Below are 9,242 nucleotides of genomic sequence, written 5' to 3' on the forward strand. Positions count from 1 at the left end.
ACGAAGATGTAGCGCGGTCCGCTACTCGACGTTGAACAGCCGAACGGGCGACCTAGGTCGGTATGAGCGTGCTTTCTCCAAAACGGCTCGTCTTCGTGCGTTGATCTCGAAAGTCGGTATAAATTCATACATGTTTGAGAGAGTGGACTGGATGACGCGATCTGAGTTCAACACACAGGCGTTTTTGAAGGCGCTGGATCGAAAGAAGTCGGATAGAAAACTGAACTGGAGGCAAGTCGCTGAACTTTCGGGGGTCAGCGCTTCAACACTGACCCTCATGGCGCAGGGACAAAAGCCAGATGTCGAAAACCTGGCTCGGCTATTCCACTGGTCGGGTTTGAGTGCCGACACATTTGTGGGCGCAGGACAGGGACACCGCCTTTTTACAGAGCCGTTCAGCCAATTCACCATGGTTATCTGTTCGGACAACTATCTTGCCGCCAACGGCCGCAGCACGGTGGTTGACACTATCACTGGCATTTGTGTGCGTCTCCGAGACAAACTCCACCACGGCTAGCGGGAAAAGGATGACTCCGGTGCCCGCATTGACGAGCGCGGGCCTCGTCGAGCGCCGGCGTGGTGTTCCCGTTCCCCAGGATCGCCGGCCCCCGTCGTGAGGAGACGGCCTTGGGGGTCTGGTTCATCGGCGTCGCAAGCTTGTAGCCCTTCGCCTACGAGTTCCGGCTCAGTCGATCAGTTGGTCCGCGAATCCGTTGGACGGCCTTCAAAAGATCGAAAGCGGAATGGCCGCTTTTGAATGACCTCGTCCTGTGAGCTGTCAGGCCGCTTGCGGCCCCTTTCCGGTCATTCCATATTTCGCGTCTGAATGGCTGCGGTGATCCGAAGCCGAGGGGGAGTCCACGGAGGCGCAGGCGCGGACCGCCTAAGCGGCGCCTCAAGCCATACAGATGGGCTGTGCCGGAGGATAATGCGGACAGAAGCAGGACGGGCGGGTGTGATGCACGACGCTACGTCGTTTGTTCCTGCTCAATCTCTTTCGTATCCTGAAAACGGTCGGCGATCCGTGGATGGAGGCGACCGCCATCCGCCGCGCCGATTGCCACGACGATCTCGTCGGCGGCCGGACCGTCGGCAATCTGGAAGTTGGCCGTGATGAAATGCGAGCGGCGGCCGTTCTCGCTCTTGTGCATCATCGGCAGCGACAGCAGCGCGCCCGGCGCGTTGCGCGTGTTGCAGAATTCGAGATAGGTCGTGCCGCCGACGGCCTCACGGAACACGTTGCCGAACCGCAGCGTGTGGATCATGGCCGAGGCATGTTCGATCTCGCCGGCGACCCCAACTGCCGCGGCCTTGCCGTAGCTCTCGATACGCTCCGCAGGCATAAGCTCGAGCAGGCGACGGGTAAGTTCATGTCCGAGTCGGGGCGCGATGGCCACGATCTCCGGCCGCAGGTTCTCGACGAACCCGCGCCCAGCCCATGGATTGCGCAGGATGGCCGCGACGACGATCGACGTTACTGGCCTGGCACTCGCCTTGCCGCCCTCGATGTGCACTTCCTCGATGAAGGTGCAGACTTTTCGCAATTCCATGATTTTGGGCCCTGTTGGTGGAAGCCCAGCCTAGTAAGGCCCGATGGACAGGTATTCCTCCGGTTCGTAGGAAGAATCGGCGTGCACCCCGCTTGGAAGCGGTGTAGCGTTGGTATATCCGCGACGGCTTAAATTGGCCTTTCGCGAGGCGGAAGACCGGGCGTGGACCACCAGTCGCAAATTCTCTCTTTGCGGGACGCCGCCAGCCTCATCAATTCGGGTGGCGATCTCCAGTCGGTGCTGCGCGACCTCGTGCTGGCAGCCTGCCGCCATGCCAAATGGACCCTTGGCTCGATCATGAGCATCGATGCGCCGCATGGCCACGCCTATGTCATTGTGCGCCATGATCCGACGCTCATTCAACGCACTTTGCCGGACCGTTGGGAGCTCGCGACCAGTCCTTCGATCGTCGCGCTCAACCGCAACGAGCCTGTCTATATCAGGGACGCGCGCGTGTCCGAGGAATTCCCGGGTTATCGCCGCGAGGCGTTCGAGCGCGACTACCGCAGCGTGCTCGTCATGCCGATGAACTGCGTCGACGAAGACGGCCGGCCCATGGTGCTGACCGTGGTCTCTCGCGAGATCACCGAAGTAAGCGCCGAGGATATCGCTTTCATCGGCATGATCGTCCATCTGGGCGAGATCGCGGTGGAGAAGCAGCACCGTCTGCATCAGGAGAAGCAAGCCGGCGAGCGTCTGCAGCGCGCGCTCTCGGCGCACACCTCGCTTCTGCAGCAGGCCTTGTCGGACGGGTCGGTGGTCTCGCTCGCCGAAAAGGTCAGCGAACTTTTGCCCAACCCAGTGGTGGTGATCGATTTCCATGCCAATCTGGTCGTGGCCGGCCGTTCCCCAAGTGAGGCGCATTTCGACACCGCTTCCTGGCAGCAGGCCGTGAGCGGAACACTCAGCCGGCAGATCTTCAAGGTGGCGCGCAGCGCGTCAGACGGACGCCACACCGAGACGCTGTTCGTCGATGACGGCAAGCACCGGCTCAAGCTTTCGGTACGAATCGAGCCGCTTACCATCGACGGCGAAGTGGTTGGCGCGCTGATGATTTTCCCGACGCCGCAGCAGTCCGGCCAGCTCGACCAGATGCTGCTCGACAGCGCCAAATTCGCGCTCAGTGTGCAGATGATGCGCAGCTTCGTCCGTTTCCGCTTCGAGACGCGCTCCCTGACGGAACTCTTCCTGGAAGTCGTTGAGCGCCGCTGGCGTGATGAGGCCGATATTGTCAATCGCGCGCGCCGGTTGGGGATCGACCTGACCACGCCGCAAAGACTGATTGTCGTCGACTACGCCGACGATGCGAAGGACGGCAGCGGCGGTCTTGCCGATCCCCATCATGCGCTTGTCCGGCTTCTGGAACAGGCAGGCGTGGCGGGCACCGTCATCGCCGTCGAAGGCGGTCTGGTCTGTCTCGTTGCGGACGATGCCGGGCAGGACAGCATCCGCCTGGGGAAACTGCCAAACAAAATCGCCGGGGAGCTTGGCCGCTATTTCGAGCGCGAGCCGGCGGTATTGGGATCCGAGATCTGTGCCGTGCTGGCAGATTACCCGACCGCATGGGAACGTTGCCGCCGCATGATCCGCATCGGCCGCTCCTTCGGGCGCACCGGCGTTTTCGCCGGGCAGGATTTTGGTCCGCTGCCGATGCTGGTCGCTGCCGCCGACGTGCCCGACGTGCGCAACTTCGTCGACAAAAGCGTCGGCGCGCTGATCGCGCATGATCGCGAGCACGGCACACCCTATCTGGATACGCTGTTTGCCTATCTGCGCGAAGGCTGCCGCAGCCAGGCCTGCGCCGACGCCCTCGGGCTCCATGTCACCACCTTGCGCTATCGCCTGTCGCGCATGGAGGAATTGTTCGGCATCAAGCTCGACACGCCCGAACAGCGCTTCGCGGTCGAACTGGCGATCCGCCTCAGCGGCATCATCAACAGCCGCGTGCCGGCGGTCCGCTAGAACCACTCCATCCCGACATTGCCGTCGCTGTATGTCGTCCGCCGCTGGGCGCGGGCTCGTCGCGCTTCTGCTTGCTCGGGATGGCAGCAGCCGGTCGCGAACTCTTTCCTATAGATCGGAGGAAGAACCGGTGCCGGCTCCTGCCTAGCTTCCATGCGGCAACGTGGAGGAAGGCAATGGCGGATGCGGTGGCACAAAGGACGATCGACCCGATCGCCTTGCGTCGTGCCTTCGGCACCTTCGTCACCGGGGTCACCGTCATCACCACGCGCGACAGCGACGGCAATCCGCGCGGCATGACCGCCAATTCCTTCACCTCCGTCTCGCTCGACCCGCCGCTGCTGCTGGTCTGCGTCGGCAAGTCGGCGGCGAGCTTTCCGGCCTTCAACGAGACGCCATCCTTCGCGGTCAATTTCCTGCATGAGGGGCAGGTCGATGTTTCATCGGTGTTCGCCTCGAAGGCGGCGGACAAGTTCCAGTCGATCAATCATGATCGCGCCCACACCGGCGCTCCGGTCCTCACCGACAGCCTGACCTGGTTCGACTGCACCGTTCACAACCGTGTCGAGGCGGGCGACCACATCATCCTGATCGGCCAGGTACAGGCCTTCGGCACCAGCCCGTCGGCGCCGCTTGGATTCTGCCGCGGCCGCTACGCCAGCGTGAAGGATCCGCTGCCGGCCGGGTGGCTGGCGTCGCAGGACATGATCATCGGCTATTTGGTCGAAGCGGGGAACCGCATCCTCTTGCGTGCCGACGGCAAGGGCGGTTGGGTACTGCCGACGGCGCGGCGCCGCAAGGTGGACAGCAAACTTGTGCTGGATGGCGGCGAGGCGCTGAGCCTCGTCCCGGAAAACACCTTCCTCTATTCGGTTTTCGACGTCGCCGACAGCGACCCCGGCTATTTGATCTACCGTGCCGAACTGAGCCGCGAGAGCGCTGAAGCCGCATTGCCGGATGGTCACGCCTTCTTTGCCGTCGACGCGCTGCCCTACGAGCGGATCGCCACCCACGAGCTGCGGGCCATGCTGCGCCGCTATGCGCGCGAGCGGCAGGACAAGCGCTTCGGCATCTACATCGACACCGGCGAGGGGGGCCGCGTCGCCATGATCGACGGCCAGTCGCAATCGTGGACGCAGGCCGCGTCCGAATGATGATCCACACAGGACAGACAGCATGAAAACGACGGTCGCATCGCTCGAAGGCTCGCGCCAGAACCTGTTCATCAATGGCGAGTTCGTGGCACCGAAGAGCGGGCAGTATATCGACAGTTTCGACCCGACCAGCGGCAGGCCCTGGTACCAGTTCGCCGAGGCCGGCGCCGAGGATGTCCGCGCGGCAGTCGAGGCCGCGCGTTCCGCTTTCGCGGCGCCGGCCTGGCGGCGCATGACGCAGACCGACCGCGGCAGACTGGTGCGCCGGCTGGCGGAACTGGTGCTCGACAACGCCGACGAGCTGGCGCTGATCGAGACGCGCGACAACGGAAAGCTGCTCAAGGAAATGCAAGCGCAGATGCGCGCCATGCCCGACAGCTACACCTACTTCGCCGGCATGGCCGACAAGCTGCTCGGCGACACCATTCCGGTCAACAAGCTCGACATGCTCAATTTCAACCTGCGCGAGCCGATCGGCGTCGTCGGCATGATCACGCCATGGAACTCGCCGCTGATGCTGCTTACCGGCACGCTGGCGCCATGCCTTGCGCTCGGCAACACGGTGGTCGTCAAGCCGTCCGAGCACGCTTCGGCCTCGACGCTCGCTCTGGCCGAGCTGATTATGGAGGCCGGCTTTCCCGCCGGCGTCGTCAATGTCGTGACCGGCACGGGCGCTGTCGCGGGCGACGCACTGACTAGGCATCCGGGTATCGCCAAATTCGTCTTCACCGGCTCGACCGGAACCGGGCGCCGCATTGCTGCCAATGCGGCGCAGAACCTCATCCCCTGCTCGATGGAACTTGGCGGCAAATCCCCTCACGTCGTATTCGGCGATGTCGATATCGAGCATGCCGTGAACGGCGTCGTATCGGGTGTCTTCGCGGCCGCGGGGCAGACCTGCGTCGCCGGTTCGCGCTGTTTCGTCGAAGCCAGCGTCTACGATCGCTTCGTCGAGGCGCTGGTCGAGCGCACGAGGCGCGTGCGGGTCGGGCTGCCGACGCTGGAGGAAACCGACATCGGTCCGCTGGCGCTGTCGGCGCAGCTTGCCAAGGTGGAAACCTATGTCGCCTCGGGCGTGCGCCAGGGCGCCAGCATCGCGGCCGGCGGCAGGCGGCCACAGACGGCCGAGCTTGCCGGCGGCTGGTATTTTGAACCGACCGTGATGACCGATGCCGACAACGGCATGGACTTCATGCAGGAGGAGCTGTTCGGTCCGGTCATCGGCGTCATCCCGTTCTCGTCGGAAGACGAGATGATCCGGCTCGCCAACGAGACCCGCTATGGGCTGGCCTCCGGCATCTGGACGAGGGACATCAACCGTGCGCTGCGTTTCGCCAGGAATGTCGAGGCCGGCACAGTCTGGATCAACACCTATCGTGCCTCCTCCTTCATGTCCGCCAATGGCGGCTTCAAGGAGAGCGGCTACGGGCGGCGCGGCGGGTTCGACGCCATGGAGGAGTTCTCGCGCCTGAAGAACGTCGTCATCGACTACTCCGGCGCCATGCAGGACCCGTTCGTCATCCGCCTTCGCTGACCAAACCCGACATACCGACCGGGAGACCGACATGAAATTTGCCGTATCGCTGACCATGGAGCGCTTCTCGCCCGACATCCCCATGGCAAGGGTGAAGAGCAATCTCCTGAACCTCGCGCGCATGGCCGACGAGGGCGGCTTCGAGACGCTGTGGACGGCGGAGCACCACACGATCGAATGCACGATCTCGCCGAACCCGCTAATGACGCTGACCTGGCTTGCGCAGCACACCGAGCAGATCCGGCTCGGTACCTCAACGCTGGTCGCGCCTTACTGGAGTCCGATCCGGCTCGCGGGCGAGGCGGCGCTTTGCGACCACCTGACCGGCGGGCGGCTGGAGTTCGGCATCGCGCGCGGCTCCTACCAGTATGAATTCGACCGCATGGCCGGCGGCATGCCGCAGCAGGAAGGCGTCGCCTATCTGAAGGAACTGGTGCCGGCGGTGAAGAGACTGTGGGCCGAGGACTATGCCCATGACGGCCACTGTTGGAAGTTCCCTTTAGCCGCCGGCGTGCCGAAGCCGCTGCAGAAGCCGCACCCGCCGATCTGGGTGGCCGCGCGGGACCCGGGCACCTTCGACTGGGCGGTCGGCATCGGCGCCTCGATCCTGTCGACGCCTTTGTCGGCGCCGCCGGCCGAAGTGGCGGTGCTCGGCGAGAAATTCCGCAAGGCCGTCGCCGACCATCCGGAGGTGCCGCGCCCGCGCCTGATGATGCAGCGGCGCACCTGCGTCTACGAACGGCAACAGGACTGGGAGGTCGCGGTCGGGCATGCGATCGACTATGGCCGCGCCTTCGAGAACCTGTTCCAGAACATCGGCACGGTGCGCAGCGGCTTTCCCGAAGCCGTGCCCTACGAGAGCGTCAAGGGCAAGGACAACTACAATCCCGAAAACATCCGCCGCAACCTCATGTTCGGCACGCCGGATGAGGTAATCGAAAAGCTGCTCGACTATGAAGCTGCGGGCGTCGACCAATACTGCCTCGGCCTGACGTTCAACCTGCCGTTCGAACTGCAGAAGAAGACGATCAAGCTTTGGGTCGACGAGGTGATGCCGGTCTTCGCCGCACGCGAGCGCGACAAGGCGCGCCAGGCGCGCCAGGCGGCGAGGGCGTGATCATGGCGCGCTCCGGCCAGCTCGATGTCGAAGGCGTGCTGCTCAACTGGCGCCTCGAGGGCGAGGGCGGCGTGCCGCTAGTCTGCATCCATGGCGTCGGCTCTTACCTCGAAGCGTGGAATGGCGTGGCCGAGCGGCTGAAGGATCGCTTCGCGATCCTTACCTTCGACCTGCGCGGCCATGGCCGCTCCAGCCGGGTCAAAGGCCGCTACGAGATTGACGATTTCGTCGGCGAGACGTTGGCGCTGGCCGATCATCTGGGGTTTTCCACCTTTAATCTGGCAGGGTTCTCGTTGGGCGGTTTGATCGCGCAGCGCCTCGCGCTGACGCACGCCGAGCGCCTGCAAAAACTGGCGCTGCTGTCGACGGTCGCCGGCCGCACGCCCGAGGAGCGCCATGCGGTGCGCGGACGGCTGGCGGCGCTGATGGCGAGCGATGCCTCGGCGCATCACGCCGCCTCACTGTCGCGCTGGCTGACCGAGGACTTTCAGGACAGGAACCCTGAGATCATCGCCGAGCTGCGCCGGCGCGACGCAGAGAACGACCGTGACTGCTACGCCGCCGCCTACCGGGTTCTGGCCGAGACCGATTTCGGCGGCATTCTCGACCGCATCACCTGCCCGACGCTGATCGTGACTGGCGAGGACGACCAGGGGTCCAGCCCGCGCATGGCGCGGCTGATGCACGAACAGGTCCAGGGTTCGCAAATCGCCATTTTGCCTGGGCTTCGCCACTCGATCCTGATCGAGGCGTCGGCTCGGGTCGCGGAAACGATGGCCGACTTCCTGCTGGGCGCTGGTCGCGCGAGAGGGGCCGTCGCGCATGGGTAGCGGTCTTCGTGGAGCAGGAGCGGGTGCCTTGCTCAAGGCGCCGCGCGGCACCTCGCCGGCAACAGGCCAAAGCTTTCCCCGTGAGCGAGGGAATGGCGGCTGCAAACATCCTCCGCGGCAGCGGAGGACCGGACCAGCCCGGGCGTCGCTAAATCCGCGAGCCGTCCGGGGGACGCCGACTTCGTCGGCAAGGGATTGCGAGATCATGACCGGCTAAACGGTCATGACCGCATGGGAATGAACAAACAACAAGGGAACACGCACAATGACATTCTGGAACAGACGACAGCTGACGATGGCCGCGCTGGCACTTGCCCTTGGCGCATATCCCGCCCATGCCGGCGCGGTGCTCGATCGCGTGACCGCCGCAGGCACGCTCAAGGTTGCGACTGACGCCAACTGGGCGCCGCAATCCTTCATGAACGCCAACAATGAGCTGGATGGATTCGACGTCGACGTGGCCAAGGCGATCGGCAAGCATCTCGGCGTCAAGGTCGAGTTCGTCACGCCGGGCTGGGACATTATCACCGCCGGCAATTGGGCGGGCCGCTGGGACATGCATGTCGGTTCGATGACGCCGACCAAGAAGCGCGCCGAGATCTTCGATTTCCCCGCAGTGTACTACTACACTCCGGCGGCAGTCGCCGTGCACAAGGACAGCAAGGCTAAGACGATGGCCGATCTCGACGGCAAGGTGGTTGGCGCCACCAGCACCTCGACCTTCGAAGCCTATGCCAAGAAGGATCTGACGCTCGACGCAGCCGGCGCGCCGCCCTTCGAGTACAAACTCAACCCGAAGGAAGTCCACTCCTACGAGAATTCGACGACCGCCTTCGATGACCTTCGCCTCGGTGACGGCGTGCGCCTGGACGCGGTGGTGTCGTCGCTGCCGTCGATCCTCGATGCCGTGAAAGCCGGCTATCCGATCAAGCAGGTCGGCGATCCGGTGTTCTACGAGCCGCTGGCGATCGCCATCGAGCACGGCGACCCGGAACTGTCCGCCAAGATCGCCGAAGCCGTGAAAGCGATGAAGGCGGACGGCACGCTGAGCAAGCTCTCGGAAAAATGGTACGGCCAGGATTATTCGAAGACGAA

Annotated in this window: 8 protein-coding genes; 7 read left to right on the forward strand and 1 reads right to left on the reverse strand. The window is 64.0% G+C overall.

Going from position 1 to position 9,242, the window contains the following annotated elements:
* Window positions 1-517, forward strand: a 517-nt coding sequence (locus tag EH240_RS35980; protein WP_245436691.1) for a hypothetical protein, incomplete at its 5' end; no start/stop codon positions are given.
* A gap of 451 nt (window positions 518-968) precedes the next feature.
* Here the strand turns inward: EH240_RS35980 and EH240_RS35985 are convergent.
* Complete coding sequence (locus EH240_RS35985; protein WP_125007099.1) at window positions 969-1,550, reverse strand: amino acid synthesis family protein; 582 nt, start codon at window positions 1,548-1,550, stop codon at window positions 969-971.
* A gap of 162 nt (window positions 1,551-1,712) precedes the next feature.
* On the opposite strand from EH240_RS35985, the gene EH240_RS35990 reads away from it, so the two are divergent.
* The 6 genes from EH240_RS35990 to EH240_RS36015 all read left to right on the forward strand — a co-directional run.
* On the forward strand, window positions 1,713-3,512 hold the full coding sequence (locus EH240_RS35990; RefSeq protein ID WP_125007100.1) for a helix-turn-helix domain-containing protein: 1,800 nt from the start codon (window positions 1,713-1,715) through the stop codon (window positions 3,510-3,512).
* Between the two features lie 176 nt (window positions 3,513-3,688).
* Entirely contained in the window at window positions 3,689-4,666 is a 978-nt protein-coding gene (locus EH240_RS35995) for a flavin reductase family protein (RefSeq protein WP_125007101.1), read from the forward strand.
* A gap of 22 nt (window positions 4,667-4,688) precedes the next feature.
* Window positions 4,689-6,200 (forward strand): aldehyde dehydrogenase, encoded by a 1,512-nt coding sequence (locus EH240_RS36000; protein WP_125007102.1) that lies wholly within the window; start codon window positions 4,689-4,691, stop codon window positions 6,198-6,200.
* Between the two features lie 31 nt (window positions 6,201-6,231).
* A complete protein-coding gene (locus tag EH240_RS36005; protein ID WP_125007103.1) occupies window positions 6,232-7,317 on the forward strand; it encodes an LLM class flavin-dependent oxidoreductase in 1,086 nt (361 codons plus the stop codon).
* Between the two features lie 2 nt (window positions 7,318-7,319).
* Window positions 7,320-8,147, forward strand: a complete 828-nt coding sequence (locus EH240_RS36010) for an alpha/beta fold hydrolase (protein ID WP_125007106.1) — start codon at window positions 7,320-7,322, stop codon at window positions 8,145-8,147.
* 265 nt (window positions 8,148-8,412) lie between these two features.
* Window positions 8,413-9,242: transporter substrate-binding domain-containing protein (locus EH240_RS36015; RefSeq protein WP_125007104.1), on the forward strand; the 830-nt coding region annotated here is incomplete at its 3' end.

It is taken from the genome of Mesorhizobium tamadayense (assembly GCF_003863365.1).
Classification (GTDB): Bacteria; Pseudomonadota; Alphaproteobacteria; order Rhizobiales; family Rhizobiaceae; genus Mesorhizobium; species Mesorhizobium tamadayense.